The organism is Paenibacillus rhizosphaerae (assembly GCF_014192015.1).
In the GTDB taxonomy this organism is placed as follows: domain Bacteria; phylum Bacillota; class Bacilli; order Paenibacillales; family Paenibacillaceae; genus Paenibacillus_AQ; species Paenibacillus_AQ rhizosphaerae.
This window is the reverse complement of the sequence record NZ_JACHXJ010000002.1, coordinates 309,513-328,854: the sequence shown is the minus strand read 5'-3', so window position 1 is coordinate 328,854 and position 19,342 is coordinate 309,513. Positions and strand designations below refer to the sequence as shown.

Here is a 19,342-nt window from a genome sequence, read left to right as displayed (position 1 = left end):
TGGCTCACCTCATTCTGTTGTAATCATGTTCCTCGGATAATAATTCCGAAATGGCACCCTGAATCTCGACCGTATCCGGTGTGCACAAAAAGATGTTATGGCCGATCTTGGAAATACCGCCGTTCAGGGCATAAACCGTCCCACTGAGAAAATCGATAATGCGGAGCGCCTGGTCCGAACGGACCCGCTGCAGATTGACAACCACCGTGCGGTGCGCGCGCAGATGGTCGGCAATGGCCTGTGCTTCGTCATACGAATGCGGCTCATGCAAAATGACCTTTACATTTTTCTGGGAGTGAATGCTGACCACATTATTGGTTCTAGTATTTCTACGTGTCTCAATGCTCGGGGTTTCAACTTCTTCATCCTCCACCGGCAGCTGCTCCCGTTCTACGACTTCCTCCTGCTCTTGTAATCCCAAAAAAGACATAAACTTGTTCATCACGCTCATCATTCCCCTTCCTGTTTACCTACTAGAATCGAGCCCAAACGGATCCAGGTGGCTCCCTCCTCAATGGCCACTTCAAAATCGTTGGACATTCCCATGGAAAGATCGATTAATGGCTCTCGCGTAATTGCCTGCCGGTTTATGTCGTCTCTTAGCTCCCGCAGCCCGCGAAAAACGGGCCGGGTATCCTCCGCCTCCCCTTCGAAGGGGGCCATGGTCATCAAGCCGGCGACCTTGATATGAGGAAATTGATGAAGTTCCTTCAAAAAAGGAACGGCCTGCTCCGGCTCCAAACCGTACTTGGTATCTTCTCCAGAAATGTTAACCTGAACAAAGGTTTTAATTTCCAGATTCCGGGCCGAGGCCACCTTCTCCAGTTCTTTGGCTAATGAAAGCCGGTCCAGCGAATGTATATATTCGAATTTGCCTGCCACGTCTTTGACTTTGTTGGTCTGCAGATGTCCAATAAAATGCCAGGTCCCGCGGGAACCAAGCGCATTCCATTTCTCCTCGGCGTTCTGCCAGCGATTTTCGCCGATATGCGTCAAACCGCTGTCCAGCACTCTTTCCGTCATGGCTGTGGACACGTACTTGGTTACAGCAATCACATTGACGTCTTCTCTGGATCTACCGCTGCGAAGGCAGGCTTCCCCGATGCGCATGTTGACTTCTCTAATCCGTTCTTCCAATGTCAAGGAAGATTCACCCCTTCTTTAAGCCCGATCCAACTCGCCATACGCCCTGTCGTTCCGCCGTCTTTTCTGTAGGAAAAGAACAAATCGTTGCGACAGCTCGTACACCATGATGTACATTCGATATGAGTCGGCAATATTCCTGCTTTCATCATAATCTGTCGATTTAATTCTTTCAAGTTCAGCATGCTTTTGCCGTCGGGTTTAGAGATGTAAAAATTGGCAGGGGAGTACAGTTCATTACCCAGGAAATGACTGGCCAAATCGTGCACATGACTCATCACCTTGTCATCTACCTCGTAACAGCAGGAGCCGATGGACGGTCCGACTGCGGCGTATATCTCCTCAGGTCGGCTGCCATAGGCCTGCCCCATCTTCTCCACCATAGCCGCGGCGATCCGGGCCACGGTCCCTTTCCAGCCGGCATGGGCCAGTCCGACCGCCTGATGAACGGGATCGTAAAAATATAGCGGCACGCAGTCCGCATAAAACGACGTCAGCAGCACCCCGGGCACGTTCGTCAGAAGCCCGTCCGTATCCTGAAATCCCGATTCTCTATTCCGGCTGCCGCGTCCGCGGCTTTCATCCGTCACCACCGCGATGTCCGCCCGGTGAACTTGTTCCCCGCACGTCCAGTCATCCAGCGTAAAGCCCAGCTCTTCCGCGACCTTCAAGCGGTTGGCTACCACCGTCTCCGGCCGGTCACCCACATGAAAAGCGGTGTTAAGCGTATCGTAAGGCGCGCTTCCCGCGCCGCCATGCCGTCCGGTAAATCCGGCGCTGATGCCGCTCCATTCACGGACCCACGGCTCCAGCATAAACAACGAAGGGCGCGAATCGCCCTCTTTTAACTTGAACGGTTCCAATTTCAATCACCTCAACTTCCAGTGTACCACATGGACACGGCTTGCATAAAACCAAAATGGTTGCTTTGACAAGGCAGCCCTTTCTTTTACACATCCCGGTAGCCGCGGCGGTCGGTCTGCTCCGTTCTCTCTCTGTAAGAGGCAGAGTCCTTCTCGTCCTGGAGCGTCCGCAGTTCCTCCATTTTGACGAGGACGACATCCGATCCGATTTTGACGATGCTGCTCCAAGGAATGATCAGGTCGCTGCCGCCTCCGAACAGCCCCCTGAATTTGCTGTAGCTTGGAACGACGATCGCTTCGATCCGGCCCTGGCGAAGGTCGAGCTCCAGATCGCTGATCTGCCCCAGCCTTTTGCCGTCCACGATGTTGATGACATCCTTCGTTTGAAAATCGGATATTTTCATGTTTCTGTCCACCGCCCAACGTTCTGGATTCACATGTTCCTCTCCTTTAGCAGTCTATTCATCAGACTCGTTCAATATATATGATTAATATATGCCGGCGCCGGGCAAAATGCCCATGTTTTGAAGCGAAATCCTCCGCAAAGCGCAGACTTTCCACGTTGGTCTGGAAGGACCATGCGGAACAGTTTCTCCGAAACTTTGTGATGACGACCCATGGTATTCATCCGGAAGCCGAGCAGCCGGCCATCTTATCATCCATAAAAAAAGACGGCCCGTAACGCCGGACCGCCTTGCTTCACTTCATCTATTCACGATTTCACGTGCTTTTGCATTTGCTGGATGGCCGATTTTTCAAGACGCGATACTTGGGCTTGGGAAATGCCGATTTCGTCGGCGACCTCCATTTGCGTTTTGCCCTCGAAGAAGCGCATGGACAAAATCATTTTTTCCCGCTGTCCCAGTCTCTGCATCGCCTCGCGCAGCGCAATCTCCTCAATCCAGGAGACATCCTTGTTTTTGTCGTCGCTGATCTGGTCCATCACGTAGATCGGGTCGCCGCCGTCATGGTAGATCGGTTCGAACAGCGACACCGGGTCCTGAATGGCATCCAGTGCGAAGACAACGTCCTCTTTGGGGACGTTCAGCACTTCCGAAATTTCGAAAATCGTCGGTTCCCTTGAGTTTTGATTCGTTAAGGAATCACGAACCTGCAGCGCTTTGTACGCAATATCCCGCAGCGACCGGGATACCCGGATCGGGTTGTTGTCCCGCAGATACCTGCGAATTTCCCCGATAATCATCGGCACCGCATAGGTTGAGAACTTCACATTCTGAGACAAATCAAAATTATCAATGGCTTTCATTAGTCCGATACAGCCCACCTGAAACAAATCGTCGACAAACTCCCCCCGATTGTTGAATCGCTGGATGACGCTGAGGACCAGTCTCAGGTTGCCGTTCACCAGCTTTTCTCTGGCTGTACGTTCGTTGTTTTGCTGTAAGTCATGGAACAGCTCCCGCATTTCCACATTGGTCAGGACGGGCAGCTTCGAAGTATCCACACCGCAGATCTCGACTTTGTTTCGGGTCATGATGATATACCTCCCAAGGAGAAACTAATGTACATTATCTCCCTGGAGGGTCATTTTATTCCTGATAAAAATTTTGCCTAAACCATTTTGTTGAACTCCTTGCGCAGCCGCTTGATGATGCGTTTTTCAAGCCGGGAAATGTAGGATTGGGATATGCCGAGCATATCCGCCACGTCCTTTTGCGTCTTCTCCTCTCCGTCCTGGAGTCCGAAACGCAGTTCCATAATCGTTCGCTCCCGGTCGGTCAGCTTGTCGAGCGCCTTGTGCAAAAGCTTACGGTCAACCTGCTCCTCAATGTTCCGGTAAATCGTATCATTTTCGGTTCCGAGCACATCGGAAAGCAGCAGCTCGTTTCCGTCCCAGTCGATATTGAGCGGCTCATCGAAGGATACCTCGCTCCGGATTTTGCTGTTCCGCCGCAGATACATCAAAATTTCGTTTTCGATGCAGCGGGAAGCATACGTGGCCAGCTTGATTTTTTTCTCCGGGTCAAATGTGTTGACCGCCTTAATCAGACCGATCGCTCCGATGGACACCAGGTCCTCGATGTTAATGCCCGTGTTCTCGAACTTGCGGGCGATGTACACGACGAGGCGCAGGTTGCGTTCGATCAGCATTGCCCGGATGGCCGCATCCCCGGTGGACAGCCGCTGAAGCAAATATTCTTCCTCTTCGCGTGTCAGGGGAGGAGGGAGAGCCTCGCTGCCGCCTATGTAATAGATTTCTTCGCTTTTGAGTCCCAAGAGAAACAGGAATCTGTAGTACTGCAGCTGCGCCACCAATCTCCATTTCACACGCATAATTGATCCTCCTATACGTTTTCTGAAGGAAAACGATCTTCGTAAGCATAAGCTATAAGTTTTCCGTAGGAAAACTGTCTTCGTAAGCATAACCTTTACGTTTTCCGCAGAAAAACAATCTTCGTAAGCTTCGGACCTTCCCTGCGATTAAAGGTTACCCGCCGTTTCCAACGGCTCTGCTGCAGGACTCTGGGCATCATCCTCAACCAGCTTCGGGTGGATAATGGCCCGATACGAACGGTCGCCCGACAGCTGTCCGCCGTCCAGCCCGATCAGCACCTTGCTGGCATGATGGACGCCGTCGCCGATCCGAATTTCCACCGCGTCCGGCTTGATGGCCAGCATGAAGGACGCGGTGCGGTTCACCCCCCGGTAGGGAACGAGACGAAGCCGGTCCTGCCACGCAAAATCCATATGTTCCAGCTCCATCACCAGTTTGTCCGGCTCTCCATCGGCCAGCCTTTCACACCATCCCGAAGGCAGGCGGTCCTCCCACAGAGAAGCTTCCATGACCATCACCGGCGTTCTCGTGAGCGGATCGCTCAGCTGATTGCCCGTGTCCAGCAGCCCCCTGCAGGTCACGCGGTGACCGCCGATCTCGACGGTGACCTCGCCCATAAATACGGATCGGCTTTCCAGCTGCTTCCGGGTCGAGTGAACCATTTTGAACCATAGCAGCATGCCAAACACCCCGATGAAGGTAAACCAGAACCCGATCTTCAGCTCAAACGACATGCCGCCGGAAGCCGTGAACCAGATTCCGTTAAAAATGTCTCCCGAATTTTGCAGCAAATAATGTATCCCGATAATCCCCCCGGCCACCGCAAAATTGATAATATAAAAGGCCCCCATATTCCGGATATAGTTTTGAAGACTTCCAAAACCGAAGGTTATCCATAACATCAGCAGGGATAAACCCAGCTTGACCATAAAGGTATACATAAACGAGAGCTGCGGCACAAACATCATGACGACATACAGGGCACCAACCACAGCCGCCACAATCAATCTCCACCACGGGGGTTTCAGCTTCCGCATCCAGGCCGTAAGCCAGAGCAGTGCACCGTCGATCAGCAGATTCGTGATGAATATCAAATCAATATACACAACCAGTGCTTATCACCTGCCTGACGCCTTGACATGTTTATGGAACGTTGGATCCATAACGCATACACGGTACCGCCGATATTCTCTTAAGCATTTTTGGGAGATGTGATTAGTATAAAAACAATACGGTTCAAAGTCTGTCTAAAATTGGAAGGGATTCCTGAACTTTTTTTGTCGAGTTCCGTTCTTTTATAGAGGAAGTTTCGGGGGAATAGAAGCGAAAGCCGCAGTTGGCTTGGGATTCGACACTCGCATTCTATCATCGAATTCTTATAAGCATTGAAATCCGGCTATAATGACAAATAATGAATTCTACAGAGAGAAACGTCTTCAGGTATTCGCACGGATGACAGAGATGACAGAGGCGATCATTCAGAAGTTTTCCGTCAATGATGTCATGCTGTTTAGGCTGTTCAGTTGCAATCCCGTGCCCTTATTCACGAAAAAAACACCCGTATTTCCGAAGAAATACGGGTGTTTGACGGATGGAATGCCATCCTTAGTCGTTATTGTTCTGACGGGAACGATTCCGCAGGAACGTTGGGATGTCCAGTTGATCGCTGCTTGTCTGATTCCCGAACGGGCGCAGGTTGTTCGTGTTGCTGCGCGATTCCGCAGGTTCCGACGGTGCCGGTGTTCCCTGCTTGCGCACCTGAGGCTGCTGCACAGGACGGTTCTCAAACCCGGTCGCGATGACCGTTACCTTGATTTCGTCCTTCATGCTCTCTTCAATAATTGCGCCGAAGATCATATTGACCTCCGGATCGGATGCCGAGGTAACGATTTCCGCCGCTTCATTGACTTCATAAAGGGATAAATTCGAGCCTCCCGTAATGTTCATGATGACGCCGAGTGCGCCTTCGATCGAAGTTTCGAGCAGCGGGCTCATAATCGCTTTACGTGCAGCTTCGGCTGCACGGTTTTCGCCTGTCGCTATGCCGATCCCCATCAAAGCCGAACCGCGTTCGGTCATGATCGTTTTGACGTCGGCGAAGTCAAGGTTGATCAGGCCGGGCACCTTGATCAAGTCCGAAATGCCCTGTACCGCTTGACGCAGCACGTTGTCCGCCTCGCGGAACGCCTCCATCATCGGTGTTTTTTTATCAACGATTTCTAATAGCCGATCATTCGGAATAACAATAAGTGTATCGACTTTTTCCTTTAAGGCTTCGATACCGAGCACAGCCTGGGTGGAACGCTTACGTCCTTCAAATGTAAACGGCCGTGTGACTACACCGACCGTCAGCGCGCCGCATTCCTTGGCGATTTCCGCGATGACAGGAGCGGCCCCCGTTCCGGTACCTCCGCCCATCCCCGCAGTAACGAAGACCATGTCTGCACCCTTCAGCGTATTCATGATCAAATCGCGGGATTCCTCAGCTGCTTTCTTGCCGACCTCCGGATTTGCGCCTGCACCCAATCCGCGGGTCAGTTTGTCCCCGATTTGCAGTTTGTGTTCCGATTTGGCCATATGCAATGCTTGAGCGTCTGTGTTCACCGTAATGAATTCCACGCCTTGCACGCCATTCTCGATCATCCGGTTTACAGCGTTGCTGCCGCCGCCGCCCACACCGATCACTTTAATCTGAGCCAAGCTCTCCATTTCAAAATCAAATTCCAACATATTTCCCCATCTCCCCCTCATTGTGCATGGATGGCCCGTCCACGTTATATGGAAAACCTGCTTAGATGAATTCGCTGAACATTTTCTTCAGCCGTTCGATAATACCCGGATTCTGGGCTGACTCCGAGTTGGTAGCAGGATTCGCTTTCGGTCGGTTCACTGTTTTCTTCACATTGCTGGTATTGGCACTCGCCGTGTTGTTGGTGCTGCGCACGCGAATGTTGCGGATCACGTTGTGCAGTACTCCCACACCGCTCGTATAGCCGGGATCTCTGACCCCGATATAATCAGGCACGGCGATTCGGACCGAAGCCGCCAGCTCGCTCTGTGCCACCTGAAGCACACCAGGCATGGAAACAGTTCCGCCTGTAAGAATATAACCTCCAGGCAGCTCGCTGTAACCAAGCCGCTTCACTTCTTCGCGGATCAGGTGGAAAATTTCCTGTACCCGGGGCTCGACGATAGCCGCCAAATCCTCCTGGGTAAACTCCTTTTCCACGTTGCTTCCGATACGGACCACCTTGAAGGTTACGTCCGGTGCGGCATCGGCCATCAACGCACAGCCGTATTTCAGTTTTACTTTCTCGGCCTGGTCGGTCAGCGTCCGTAACCCGTAAGCGATATCGTTAGTTACGAATTCCCCGCCGATCGGCAAAGAGGATGTGGCTGCGATCGCTCCCGCTTCAAACACAGCAATCGTCGTTGAGCCCGCTCCGATGTCGACCAGAACGGATCCCATCGTTTTCTCATCCTTGGACAAAGCCAGTTGGCCCGCTCCCAAAGACATCAGGACCAAATCCTTGATCTTGAGTCCTGCCTTCTCCACACATCGCAAAAGATTATGTATGGCTGTCTTAGCGCCGGTAATAATGATGGCCTCCACTTCCAAGCGAACACCGATCATGCCGCGCGGGTCATGAATTCCCTCCAGCCCGTCTACAACATATTGTTTGGCAACTACATCAATAATTTCCCGGTCCGGCGGTAGAGCGACAACTTCTGCGGCCTTAAGCACGCGTTCGATGTCTTCCTCGCCGATTTCCCGATCCTCATTCGATACCGCCACAACACCGTGGCTTGATTGAAGTCCGATAGTATTCCCCGAAATGCCGACATAGACCTCCGATATTTGAATACCGACCATACGCTCCGCGTGGTCAACGGCACTGCGGATGGATTGTACAGTCTGGTCAATATCTACGATTGCACCCTTGCGAATTCCTTCCGAGTCGGCAGATCCAACTCCAATAATATTAAAGGTTCCATTATTAACTTCCCCAATAATAGCACGAACTTTGGATGTACCGATGTCCAAACTAACAATGATGTCATTGTTGCTCAACCGTGGCACCTCCTGTTTTTATAAAATAACTGCGTAAAAAGACACTCAACTTTACATATTCAACATACATGATTCTTTCCCTCTTTTTTCTACAAATTTTTCAATTGCCAATCTTTGTTACGAATCTCTTCAAAATCAGAAGAAAAAAGAGGGAGATTTCATACTTGTCCGTAATTTTAATTGTAGCATTTTTTACTATTCATGAGTAGTGGCATTTTGGTCGCTGTTTTCCTCGCCGGAAGGCTGGAAAGGAACGTAAGAATCAGCCTCCAGCATCGTGATGACGCCCGGTTCTTCCGTTTCTATGACCTGGTTAAGATACTCGACCTTGTCTTTTAATAGCGAGATGGCTGTAATGACCTCAAACCTCGAGCGGGTGTACAGCTTGATCCGGTCCGGGAAGGACTCCGTCGGCGACGGGATGATCTCCGAGATGTCGGAGGTCAGTTCATTCGGAATTTGCCCCAGCACCTTGCAGAGCGCCGCTTTGTTCGGATCGGAGGCATTCCACTTCGTCAGGATCGGCTTCTCCACCGCGATTCCGGTGTTGTTAACCGACACCGTCGCACCGCTAGCGAGGATCGCCTGCAGATCCCCCTCCGCAGCAAGCTCGTATGCAACGGTAGGATACTCCTCGATCGTAACGTTAATGACGCCCGGAAACTGCTTGTCCACCGTCGCTTTTTGGATCGATTTCACCTTGAGCAGGCTGCTCTCCACCTTGGATGGAGATACGCCGAAAAACTGGCTGCCAACCTGCAGACCGCTGGCCTTCAGCAGCTCATCCCTGGTCGTAAACGTATTGCCCTTGAAGTGGACCTCCGTGACCTGGCTCATCGTCGAACGGAAGAACAGAACGGATAGGATCACGATAAATAGCAGCAGCAGGATCCAAATAATTCGTTTGCTGGCTTTTCTTTTAGGCTTGTCTTCTTTTAAAACAGGAATTTGGGCGTTAGGCATAGGATACTCTCCATAAAATGCCTCTTATCCCCTTCAACTGGCGAAGGGGATAAGCATGGCGTTAATTAGCTAAATCAAGCGGTTTGGGTACCGGCGTAAACCGATGTATATCCGCTCCGAGTTTTTGGAACAGCATTTCGATATGATCGTAACCGCGGTCGATATGATGCACCTGCTCCACCACCGTTTTGCCCTGTGCGGCCAGACCTGCAATGACCAGCGCCGCGCCGGCCCGCAAGTCCGTGGCTTCGACCGTGGCTCCGTAAAGGCGCTGCACCCCGCGGATAAAAGCGCTGTTCAGGTCGATCGTAATATCCGCGCCCATACGGGTCAGCTCGTCGACATGCTTGAACCGGCCTTCAAATACCGTCTCCTTCATGACGCTGAAACCGTCGGCTAACGACAGGAGCACCATCACCTGGGACTGCAAGTCAGTGGGAAACGACGGATACGGTGATGTTACGATCCGTTCCACCGCTTTGGGGCGGCTCATGCAGCTTACGCTCATTATATCATTGAGAATACTGATTTGAACACCAGCGCGCTTCAACACGTGGATAAGCGAAGACAAGTGCGCCGGATTGCAGTGCGTCAAAGTGACGTTGCCCCGCGTCGCCGCCGCTGCAATCATGACGGTTCCGGCCACGATCCGGTCAGGAATGATTTCATAAGTGCATGGGGTCAGCTCCTGGACCCCCTGGATCGTGATCGTATCCGTACCCGCGCCGATAATGCTGGCTCCCATCCTGTTCAAGAAGTTGGCTAAGTCCTGGATTTCCGGTTCGCGCGCGGCGTTCGAAATCGTCGTCGTTCCGCTGGCGGTGGCCGCGGCCATCATAATGTTTTCGGTAGCCCCTACGCTGGGAAAATCCAAATGGATGTCGGCACCGGTTAATTTGCGCGCCCTGCAAATAATTTGCTGATCCCTCTCCTCGATTTCCGCACCAAGCTCCTGAAGCCCCCTCAGATGAAGGTCGATTTTCCGTTCGCCAATCGCACATCCGCCCGGCTGATAAACGGCAACCTCGCCGAACCTGGCCAGAAGGGGACCCATCAGAAATATGGAGGAACGCATTTGCCCCATTAAGTCTTCCGGCACATGAAACGAATTGGCGGACGATGTATCCACGGTGACCGTCTCCTGCTCATGCAGCGTCTTGCAGCCGATCCTTTCGAGAATGCCCAGCATCACATCAATGTCCAGCAGCCGGGGGACATTATTCAGCCGAACTTCGCCTGCGGCCAGCAAGCTTGCTGCCAAAATCGGCAATGCGGCATTTTTTGCTCCATGGATACGTATGGTTCCTGATAGGGCTTTACCACCCTCAATCACCAATTTGTCCAATGTATCACCTCCGAGTTTACCGCTCACCAACCGCATACACTTCCGGCATCAGTTCAATGCCGTATTCAGTTTGAATCGTCTCCTGAATGTGATGCATTAATGTGAGCACGTCCTCTGCTGTCGCTTGACCGGTGTTTACAATGAAATTGGCGTGCTGCATGGACACTTCTGCCCCTCCTATCCGTTTGCCCTTCAAACCGGCATGCTCCACCAGCCTGGCGGCATGATCGCCTGGAGGATTGCGGAACACGCTCCCCGCGCAGGCCATCTGCAGCGGTTGGGTGCAGCGCCGGTATTCTTTGAAGTGGGCCATCGCTTCCGCAATTTGCTTGCGGTCTCCAGGCCGCAGTTCAAACACGGCTGTTGCCACGATCCCTTTGCGCTCATGAAGGATGGAGTGACGATAGGCAAAGGCCATCTCTTCTGCAGTGTAAGTCACCAATTCTCCTGTATCCAGTACAATCTCAGCGGACTTGAATATGCGTGACACATCAGACCCATGAGCCCCGGCGTTCATAAACACGGCACCCCCTGCGCTTCCGGGTATCCCTCCCGCAAACTCGAGGCCTGTTAAACCCTCTTTTCCGGCCAGGACACTAAGCTTTACGAGGGAGAAGCCTCCTCCGGCGGTAACCCGGTTTCCCTGAAAATGGGCATGATCGAGCTCCCCGCCCAGTTTGATCACGACACCGCGAAAGCCTTTGTCGGCAATGAGCAGGTTGGAGCCGCGGCCGATCTGCAGCCAGGGGATTTGATTCGCATGCAGCAGGGAAATCAGTCTTACCAGTTGCTCCACGCTGCCTGGGATGACAAGCGCGTCGGCAGGACCGCCGATTTTCCAGGTGGTATAGCTCTCCAGAGGTTCATTCCAGCGAATCGTTCCGACATGGGCTTCGGACAGTAGGGACTTCCACTGCTGCATCGCAAAGCATCCTCCTTTATTCGTAAGCGGGAAAGAAGCGGTAAGGACCGGTATACTGCGGCCGATCGTAGAACCGTGCCGGTATTCCATGGGTGATTGTCACGATTATAGAGTATCTTATGTAGTACATACCGCGTGTGTGACAATCGCCCACGGCTTTCACCGGCCCCGCGACAGGCGCCGCATTTCCTCCACGATGACCTTGGCCGAATCCGGTTTGCCCAGGCTCCGGGAGCTTGCGGACATTTCCTGCTGCAAATTGTAATTCATCATGATATCCTCAATGGACTCATAGAGCCGCTTGCCCGTCAACTCTTTCTCCAGGATGACTTTGGCGGCGCCGGCCTTCTCCAGCTCTCTTGCGTTGGCCACCTGATGGTTGTTGGTCACATTCGGGGAAGGAATAAGAATGGATGGAATCCCGAGCGATGTGATCTCCGCCAGGAAAGAAGCCCCGGCACGGTTAACGATCAGGGAAGTCGCCGCAAGCACTTCCGGCATGTTATGAATATATGGCAAAACGTGAAGATGATTAGGAAGGCTTCCAAGCCGGCTCCTGATATCCTCACGCGTTTGGTCAAAATAGGCTTCTCCGGTAACATAAACGAACTGGATATGCTTCAGCTTCTCAAGCCGCGGCGCCATTTCGATCATGGCGTCGTTAATGGCCTTGGCCCCTCTACTGCCGCCCACGATCAGAACGACGGAGCTGTTCATCGGAATGCCCAGTGTGGCAAAGCCTCTTTCCCGGTTCGCCGTCTGAACCGTCGTCGCCCGCGGATTCCCGGTGTAAATCACCCGTTTGGCTTTGGGAAAGGCGCCTTCGGAACCTTCAAAGCTTACGGCGACCGTGCTGACGTACCGGCTCAGAAACTGATTCGTCAGCCCGGGGATGGCATTCTGTTCATGAATGATGCTCGGGATGCCGAGCTTGGCAGCCGCGTACACCACAGGACCGCAGACATAACCGCCGGTGCCGATGACGACGTCCGGCTTAAATTCCTTCAGCAGCTTCTTCGATGTTTGGACTCCCTTTAGAAAACGCATAACCGTTTTCACATTGTCCATCGATAGCTTACGGCGAAATCCCGTAATGTCGATGGCCTCAAACGGGAGATTTTCCTGGGGAACAAGCTTGCTCTCCAGTCCCCGTGTACCGCCAATATATAAAAATTCGGAATCAGGATCTTCCGCTTCACATTGTCTCGCGACGGCGACGGCCGGGTAGATATGTCCTCCCGTACCGCCACCGGATAATACGACGCGCAATGTATTCACCTCGCATAACGTGATAGATTAAGTAAAATGCCGAGCGCGGTCAGCATCAGGGTTAACGATGAACCTCCGTAACTGATCAGCGGGAGCGTAATTCCGGTGACCGGCATCATGCCGATGACCACGCCGATGTTAATGACGACCTGGACGGCAACCATGCCGATGATGCCGACGGCCAGCAGGCTTCCGAACCGGTCCGGGATCGTCATGGCCACCCGCATCCCGCGCCAGACGAGCACCAGGAACAGCAGCAGCACGATCAGACCGCCGATAAATCCAAGCTCCTCCGCCAGAATGGAGAAAATAAAGTCGGTCTGGGGCTCCGGCACGTAGCTGTATTTCTGCCGGCTCATCCCGAGTCCAAGCCCCCCGAGCCCGCCGGGTCCGATCGCGTACAGCGACTGGATAATCTGGTAACCGGCGCCGAGCGGATCCGACCATGGATCTAGAAAAGCGGTAATGCGCTTCAGACGGTAGGGCGCGGCAATGATCAGCCCCGCAAAGCCGGCTACCCCGCCGAGTCCGAGAAACCCCAGATGGCTGAGCTTGGCCCCTGCCGTAAAAACGATCATCATCGACGCCCCCAACATCACCGTGCCGGTCCCCAAATCCGGCTGCATCATGATCAGGCCGAAGGCCAGTCCAATCAGACCGAGGGGCGGCAGCAGCCCTCTGCCGAACGCCGTAATGTTGAAATTCTCGCTGCTCAGCCACTTCGACAGGAACAGAATCATCCCGAGCTTCATGAATTCGGAGGGCTGAATGCCGAAGGAGCTAATCCCGAGCCAGCTCCGGGCACCCCCGCGCACAACGCCGATGCCCGGAATCAGGACGATGACGAGCAGGCCGAAGCAGATGATCAGTCCCGCCTTGGCGTATTTTTTCCATACATGGTAGTCCAAATTTGCGGTAAAAAACATCGCGACCAGTCCGAGTCCGGCAAACAGCATCTGTCGCTTGACGAAATAGAATGAGTCGCCGTAATCGTGAAAGCCCAGTACGGAGCCAGCGCTGTATACCATGATCATGCCGATCGTCAGCAGGCCCAAAATACAGAGAAAGAGCCACAGATCCGGCGCCGGTCGTGTCTTGTTCATGAGGAGGCCACCTTTTGCCAGGAAGTAGGGGCTTATCCACCCCCCTACTTAAAGATTATGCACCGCCTCTTTAAAAATGCGTCCACGCTCTTCATATGAGGTAAACATGTCCCAGCTCGCGCAGGCCGGTGAGAGCAGAACGACGTCTCCGGCTTCGGCGAGAGCTGCGGCCTCTTGTACCGCGGAACGCAGCACAGCGGTGGCGTCCTCACCAGTATCGGCTTTACGGATATGCTTTAATCCGGCCATTTCGGCAACTTTCGCGATTTTATCCGCTGTTTCGCCGAGCACCACGACCGCCTTGACGTGCTCGCTCAGCAGCGGCATCAGCTCCATGTAATCCGATCCGCGGTCCAGACCGCCGGCTATCAGCACGACCGGCTGATGGAACGAAGCGAGGGCCATGCCCGTCGCTTTGGCATTCGTCGCTTTGGAATTGTTGTAATAAGCAGCGCCGCCAACGTCTCTCACATACTCCAAACGGTGCTCTACCCCGTGGAACGAAGCCAGAGGTTCGGCCAACTTGTCTGGTGCCGCCCCGGCGGCGATCGCGATGGCGCAGGCCGCTGCGGCGTTTGCGACGTTAAACCGGCCGGGAATACCGATTTCCTTCACGGGGATGATTACCTGGGACCGCCCGTCCGAATCGCGGTATACAATGCTGCGCTCTTGATCGTCTTCCGTGTCCGGAATATAAGGCGGGCTCACATACACGCCGACTTGCAGTTCCTCCGTCGTCGAGAACGGAAGCAGCTTGGCCTTTATATAAGGCACCAGGCTGCGGCAGTAAGAATCATCCCAATTGAGGACCGCGGTATCTTCCTCTTTCTGGTTAGCGAACATTTTCGCTTTCGAAGAAGCATAGTCTTCCATGCTGCCATGATAATCGAGATGGGTTTCGGTCAGGTTCAGCAGGCAGCCGACACGCGGACGGAAATCCGTCGTCCCTTTCAGTTGGAAGCTGCTGAGCTCGGTCACCATCCAGTTGCCCGCATCGGCATCCTGCGCCGCTTCGCACAGCGGCGTGCCGATGTTGCCGGCGACGATCGGACGCATGCCGGCCGCTTCCAGCATTTGGCCCACCCACGTCGTGGTGGTCGTTTTGCCGTTGGAGCCGGTAATCCCGATAATCGGCGCCTCGCAGATATGATAGGCGACCTCCACCTCGGTCACCACTTCGATCCCGAGCTTCTGCGCCTCCTGAACCGGCGGAGCGGTATACGGAATTCCCGGATTTTTGACGAGCAGAGAAATACCGGGATGAACCAGCCCCTCGGGATGACCGCCGCAAATGACGGTAATTCCCAAGGTCTCCAGTTCCCCGGCTTCGGGACATTGATCCTTTTCCTTTCGATCATTTACGGTGACAATCGCACCGGCCTGGTGCAGCACTTTGGCGACCTGTACACCGCTTCGGGCAAGCCCGAGCACTACGATCTCTTTACCCCTGTACGAATCTGGATGCTTCATCTTCTACAACCCCTTGTTCAAGTAAAGTCCAAGTCCCGCGAGCACGATCCCTACCGCCCAGAAGGTGATGACAACCCGCCATTCGGACCATCCGGTCAGCTCGAAGTGATGGTGAATCGGACTCATTTTAAAGATGCGTTTGCCCCGGGTCTTGAATGATGCGACCTGAAGAACGACGGACAGCATTTCGATGACGAACACGCCGCCGATCACGATGAATAACAGCTCGGTTTTGGTGACGATGGCGATGCCTCCGATGGCTCCGCCGATGCCGAGCGAACCCGTATCCCCCATAAATACTTTGGCCGGATGGGCGTTAAATACAAGAAAACCGAGCACCGCCCCGATCATGGCAGCGGCACAAACGGCGGCTGACAGCGAGGTCGCCTGCATGGCGACGATGGCGAAAGCGGCAAAAGCGATGGCACTGACACCGGACAGCAGCCCGTCGACCCCGTCCGTGAAATTGACCGCGTTGGTCACGGCCATCATCATAATGACGATGAACGGATAATAAAACCATCCGCCCCAGTCAAACGACCACGACGTTCCCGGCACGCTGATCGCCGTGCTGTGACCGTTCTGAATGAGCAGGTAACACATGATCGCCGCGAAGAGCAGCTGCAAGATAAGCTTCTGTTTCGCCGTCAGTCCGAGAGAACGCTTGAACACGATTTTAATATAATCATCAAGAAATCCGACCAGGCCGAAGCCAAGTGTGGCCACGAGCAGCACATAAAAATCCGTATTAATGACGGAAAATTTCAGAAAAGCAAGCGTAAAAGCCAAAATAATGACGATCCCGCCCATTGTCGGCGTTCCCGCCTTCTTCAAATGGGTCTGCGGCCCGTCGTCGCGGACCTGCTGGCCGAACTTCATACGCCTGAGCAGCGGAATGAGCAGTGGAGCGGCAATCACCGCGAGAATAAAAGATACGCCGATCGTTAACAGCAATAGTTGATAGTCCATGGATTCACCCCCTCTGTGCGCTATTTCTGCAAGTTTTCCTTAACTAGAGCATCCACAATTTCTTCGAGCTTCATACCCCGCGATGCCTTTACGAGCACGACATCCTTAGCATGAACGCGCTTGATGAGATGAGGAATCAGCTCCGCTTTATCCGTAAAAGAAAATACGCTCAGGTCCGGACGAATCTTCCGGGCCGCTTCAGCAGTCTCCTCCGACAACGTTCCGTACGTGTACAGCACATCCACCCGGTCCGCCGCGGCGTACTGCCCGATCTCGGCATGGAACTCCTTCTCCTGCGGCCCAAGCTCCAGCATGTCCCCCAGCACGGCCACCTTGTGATGATAGCCTTTGAGACTATGAAGCGCGTCGATCGCCGCCTTCATGGAGGTCGGGCTGGCATTGTAGGCGTCATTCAGGATGGTCAGGCCGCTCGGGGCCACGATTTGCTCGATCCGCATCCCGGTCAGATGCAGTCCGGTCAGTCCCGTGCGGATGTTCTCCTCCGAAATGCCGAAATGACGGGCCACCGCCAGAGCCGCCAGGCAGTTAATGACGTTATGCTGGCCAAGCAGCGGCAGATCCAGCCCCTCCTCCGGATGCAGCAATGACGTAAAAATAATCCCCTTGCTGTGGAACATCATTCCTGTGGGATAATCGTCGTTGCTTTGGTCCAATCCGAACGTAAAAGTCCGGAGACCTTCGGGTTTCACCGTTTCGGGTTCGCCGAGCACCGTAGGAATCAGCGGCTCGTCGCCATGATAAATCAGAAGACCGCCTGGCTTCATGCCGCTGATAATTTCCACCTTGGCCCGGGCGATTTCATGTCTTGAACCGAGCTGAAGCAGATGCGCTTCCCCGATATTCGTAATGACCGCCACATCAGGACGGGCGATTTGGGAGAGACGCTCGATCTCATGCCGGCCGCTCATCCCCATCTCCAATACGGCGATTTCCGTGTCCGCCGGCATCTCCAAAATGGTTAAGGGCAGTCCAATATGATTATTGAAATTGCCCCCGGTTTTATGAACTTTGTAGGTTGTTGAGAGAAGGGTATACACCATATCCTTCGTCGTCGTTTTGCCGTTGCTGCCCGTAATGCCGACTACGCGGCAGCCTACTTCCGCCAGATAGGCCTCAGCCAGGGTCTGCAGCGCCGCCAGCGTGTCATCGACAACAATGACCGCTCCTACCGGCGCCTCGCCCCGATCACGCTGCCACAGTGTCGCGCCCGCTCCGTCCTTCAGTACGGATTCGGCATAAGCGTGTCCGTCGAAACGCTCCCCGACGAGCGGGACGAACAGGCTTCCTTGCTTTATTTTGCGGGAGTCCGTAAACACGCCTTGAATCGGCAGATCCCGGTGTTGTTCCTGCGAGAGAGTTCCTCCGCACATGGCGGCCATTTGGCCTAAAGTCGTCGTAATCACTTATCCAATCCCCTTATCGCTTCCTTGGCAACTTCACGGTCGTCGAAGTCATAGTTCGTCGTACCAATGGTTTGATAGGTCTCATGACCTTTCCCCGCAATCAATACTACATCCTGAGGGCTTGCCATTTCAATAGCCTTTTGTATAGCCGTCCGCCGGTCCACGATCATCTCGTAGCGCTCCTGCGGAACGCTGTCATCCTTCAGACCCTGCTCGATGTCCTTCAGAATCAGCTCCGGATCTTCCGTTCTCGGGTTGTCGGATGTGACAAAAATGAAGTCGCTGTACTTGGCCGCGATTTTGCCCATGATCGGACGTTTGGTCCGGTCCCGGTCCCCGCCGCAGCCAAACACGGTGATGATCCGGCCTTCGGCGAATTCGTTAACCGTCTTCAGCACGTTCTCCAGACCGTCAGGCGTATGCGCGTAGTCGACGATAACGGCAAAAGGCTGTCCGGCATCCACCGACTCGACCCGTCCGTCCACGCCCGGTACCGATTCCAGGCTGCGCTTGATATTTTCCAGCTCAATGCCTTCCAGCAGGCCGGCGGTGATGGCGGCCAGCGCATTATATACGTTGAACTTGCCGACCATTCTCAGCTGGATATCGGCACTGCCCCGGAAGGTGTCCACATGGAAGGAAGTTCCCTGCGCCGTCACCTTCACGTCGGTTGCCCGGACGTCCGCGCTGTTCTCAACACCGTATGTAATGACTTCCGCTGCCGTAATTTTGGCGAAGTAGGAAGACGCTTCATCATCCGCATTCAGCACGGCAAACTTGCGCTGCTCCGGCTGGTGGGCAAATTTGTTGCCCAGGCGGGCGAAGAACAAGCCTTTGGCTGCGCGGTATTCCTCCATCGTTTTATGATAGTCGAGGTGGTCTTGAGTCAAGTTGGTGAAAATGGCGGTACGGAAGTCTGTACCCTTCACCCGTCCTTGTTCCAGAGCATGAGAGGAAACCTCCATCACGCAGCACTCCACGCCGTTTGCCGTCATGTCATCCAGGGAACGCTGAAGCTCCAGCGCTTCCGGCGTCGTGCCCGACATCGGGAAGGTCCGTCCGCCGTAGCGCATCTGGATCGTGCCGATCAGGCCGGTGTTCACCCCTTGGTCGCTCATCATTTTTTCGATGAGGTAGGTCGTGGTCGTCTTGCCGTTGGTTCCCGTCACGCCAATCATTTTCATATGGGAGCTCGGCGACCCGAAAAACGCATCGGCCAGAACGGCCATGGCAAACCGGCAGTCCTTGACTACAATCTGCGGGAGGTCGATGTCCAGCTTCCGCTCGACAACGAGCGCCACCGCCCCTTTTTCCGCGGCCTGACCGGCATAGTCATGACCGTCGACCGTATGGCCCGGGAGGCAGATAAACAGATCTCCCGGCGCCACTTTGCGCGAATCCACCTGGATGTTCGTAATCGTGATGTCGCCGTCTCCGATAATTTGTGCCGTCGTTAATGCTGATGCCAGTTCATTTAGTTTCATGTCTTGATCCCTCGCTCTA

Annotated in this window: 18 protein-coding genes; all 18 read right to left on the bottom strand. The window is 53.9% G+C overall.

What is annotated here, in order from left to right; all coding sequences use genetic code 11:
* Positions 1–4: 4 nt before the first annotated feature.
* Positions 5–451, bottom strand: a complete 447-nt coding sequence (locus FHS19_RS09935) for a cell division protein SepF (protein ID WP_183582878.1) — start codon at positions 449–451, stop codon at positions 5–7.
* Complete coding sequence (locus FHS19_RS09930) at positions 451–1,143, bottom strand: YggS family pyridoxal phosphate-dependent enzyme (protein WP_183581737.1); 693 nt, start codon at positions 1,141–1,143, stop codon at positions 451–453. Before FHS19_RS09930 ends, FHS19_RS09935 begins: the two co-directional genes overlap by 1 nt.
* Complete coding sequence (pgeF, locus tag FHS19_RS09925; RefSeq protein ID WP_376771894.1) at positions 1,140–2,006, bottom strand: peptidoglycan editing factor PgeF; 867 nt, start codon at positions 2,004–2,006, stop codon at positions 1,140–1,142. Before pgeF ends, FHS19_RS09930 begins: the two co-directional genes overlap by 4 nt.
* Before the next feature lie 86 nt (positions 2,007–2,092).
* Entirely contained in the window at positions 2,093–2,410 is a 318-nt protein-coding gene (locus FHS19_RS09920) for a YlmC/YmxH family sporulation protein (RefSeq protein WP_183582876.1), read from the bottom strand.
* Positions 2,411–2,718: 308 nt separating this feature from the next.
* Positions 2,719–3,501: an RNA polymerase sporulation sigma factor SigG gene (gene sigG, locus FHS19_RS09915; RefSeq protein WP_076169861.1), complete on the bottom strand. Its 783-nt coding sequence runs from the start codon at positions 3,499–3,501 to the stop codon at positions 2,719–2,721.
* 77 nt (positions 3,502–3,578) lie between these two features.
* Complete coding sequence (gene sigE, locus FHS19_RS09910; RefSeq protein ID WP_076169860.1) at positions 3,579–4,301, bottom strand: RNA polymerase sporulation sigma factor SigE; 723 nt, start codon at positions 4,299–4,301, stop codon at positions 3,579–3,581.
* A gap of 147 nt (positions 4,302–4,448) precedes the next feature.
* Positions 4,449–5,414 (bottom strand): sigma-E processing peptidase SpoIIGA, encoded by a 966-nt coding sequence (spoIIGA, locus tag FHS19_RS09905; RefSeq protein WP_183582875.1) that lies wholly within the window; start codon positions 5,412–5,414, stop codon positions 4,449–4,451.
* 493 nt (positions 5,415–5,907) lie between these two features.
* Positions 5,908–7,032: a cell division protein FtsZ gene (gene ftsZ, locus FHS19_RS09900; RefSeq protein ID WP_183581736.1), complete on the bottom strand. Its 1,125-nt coding sequence runs from the start codon at positions 7,030–7,032 to the stop codon at positions 5,908–5,910.
* Between the two features lie 61 nt (positions 7,033–7,093).
* Complete coding sequence (ftsA, locus tag FHS19_RS09895) at positions 7,094–8,374, bottom strand: cell division protein FtsA (protein WP_183581735.1); 1,281 nt, start codon at positions 8,372–8,374, stop codon at positions 7,094–7,096.
* Positions 8,375–8,569: 195 nt separating this feature from the next.
* Positions 8,570–9,337: a cell division protein FtsQ/DivIB gene (locus FHS19_RS09890; RefSeq protein ID WP_183581734.1), complete on the bottom strand. Its 768-nt coding sequence runs from the start codon at positions 9,335–9,337 to the stop codon at positions 8,570–8,572.
* A 61-nt stretch (positions 9,338–9,398) separates the two neighbouring features.
* Positions 9,399–10,682 carry a UDP-N-acetylglucosamine 1-carboxyvinyltransferase gene (murA, locus tag FHS19_RS09885; protein WP_152398416.1) on the bottom strand — a complete coding sequence of 428 codons (1,284 nt, stop codon included), beginning with the start codon at positions 10,680–10,682 and terminating at the stop codon, positions 9,399–9,401.
* 16 nt (positions 10,683–10,698) lie between these two features.
* On the bottom strand, positions 10,699–11,604 hold the full coding sequence (gene murB, locus FHS19_RS09880) for a UDP-N-acetylmuramate dehydrogenase (RefSeq protein WP_183581733.1): 906 nt from the start codon (positions 11,602–11,604) through the stop codon (positions 10,699–10,701).
* Between the two features lie 159 nt (positions 11,605–11,763).
* A complete protein-coding gene (gene murG, locus FHS19_RS09875) occupies positions 11,764–12,873 on the bottom strand; it encodes an undecaprenyldiphospho-muramoylpentapeptide beta-N-acetylglucosaminyltransferase (protein WP_183581732.1) in 1,110 nt (369 codons plus the stop codon).
* A 5-nt stretch (positions 12,874–12,878) separates the two neighbouring features.
* Positions 12,879–13,976: a stage V sporulation protein E gene (spoVE, locus tag FHS19_RS09870; RefSeq protein ID WP_183581731.1), complete on the bottom strand. Its 1,098-nt coding sequence runs from the start codon at positions 13,974–13,976 to the stop codon at positions 12,879–12,881.
* A 48-nt stretch (positions 13,977–14,024) separates the two neighbouring features.
* On the bottom strand, positions 14,025–15,446 hold the full coding sequence (gene murD, locus FHS19_RS09865; protein ID WP_183581730.1) for a UDP-N-acetylmuramoyl-L-alanine--D-glutamate ligase: 1,422 nt from the start codon (positions 15,444–15,446) through the stop codon (positions 14,025–14,027).
* Between the two features lie 3 nt (positions 15,447–15,449).
* A complete protein-coding gene (mraY, locus tag FHS19_RS09860) occupies positions 15,450–16,415 on the bottom strand; it encodes a phospho-N-acetylmuramoyl-pentapeptide-transferase (protein WP_183581729.1) in 966 nt (321 codons plus the stop codon).
* Between the two features lie 20 nt (positions 16,416–16,435).
* Positions 16,436–17,836: a UDP-N-acetylmuramoyl-tripeptide--D-alanyl-D-alanine ligase gene (locus FHS19_RS09855; RefSeq protein ID WP_312887245.1), complete on the bottom strand. Its 1,401-nt coding sequence runs from the start codon at positions 17,834–17,836 to the stop codon at positions 16,436–16,438.
* A complete protein-coding gene (locus FHS19_RS09850; protein ID WP_183581728.1) occupies positions 17,836–19,323 on the bottom strand; it encodes a UDP-N-acetylmuramoyl-L-alanyl-D-glutamate--2,6-diaminopimelate ligase in 1,488 nt (495 codons plus the stop codon). The genes FHS19_RS09855 and FHS19_RS09850 overlap by 1 nt, the downstream gene beginning before the upstream one ends.
* Between the last annotated feature and the right edge of the window lie 19 nt (positions 19,324–19,342).

Coding starts and splice junctions, on each gene's coding strand:
- mraY (WP_183581729.1), bottom strand. CDS start 16,415: ATGGACTATCAACTATTGCTGTTAACGATCGGCGTATCTTTTATTCTC.
- ftsZ (WP_183581736.1), bottom strand. CDS start 7,032: ATGTTGGAATTTGATTTTGAAATGGAGAGCTTGGCTCAGATTAAAGTG.
- FHS19_RS09850 (WP_183581728.1), bottom strand. CDS start 19,323: ATGAAACTAAATGAACTGGCATCAGCATTAACGACGGCACAAATTATC.
- spoVE (WP_183581731.1), bottom strand. CDS start 13,976: ATGAACAAGACACGACCGGCGCCGGATCTGTGGCTCTTTCTCTGTATT.
- FHS19_RS09935 (WP_183582878.1), bottom strand. CDS start 451: ATGAGCGTGATGAACAAGTTTATGTCTTTTTTGGGATTACAAGAGCAG.
- FHS19_RS09890 (WP_183581734.1), bottom strand. CDS start 9,337: ATGCCTAACGCCCAAATTCCTGTTTTAAAAGAAGACAAGCCTAAAAGA.
- murB (WP_183581733.1), bottom strand. CDS start 11,604: ATGCAGCAGTGGAAGTCCCTACTGTCCGAAGCCCATGTCGGAACGATT.
- FHS19_RS09920 (WP_183582876.1), bottom strand. CDS start 2,410: ATGAAAATATCCGATTTTCAAACGAAGGATGTCATCAACATCGTGGAC.
- murD (WP_183581730.1), bottom strand. CDS start 15,446: ATGAAGCATCCAGATTCGTACAGGGGTAAAGAGATCGTAGTGCTCGGG.
- sigG (WP_076169861.1), bottom strand. CDS start 3,501: ATGACCCGAAACAAAGTCGAGATCTGCGGTGTGGATACTTCGAAGCTG.
- sigE (WP_076169860.1), bottom strand. CDS start 4,301: ATGCGTGTGAAATGGAGATTGGTGGCGCAGCTGCAGTACTACAGATTC.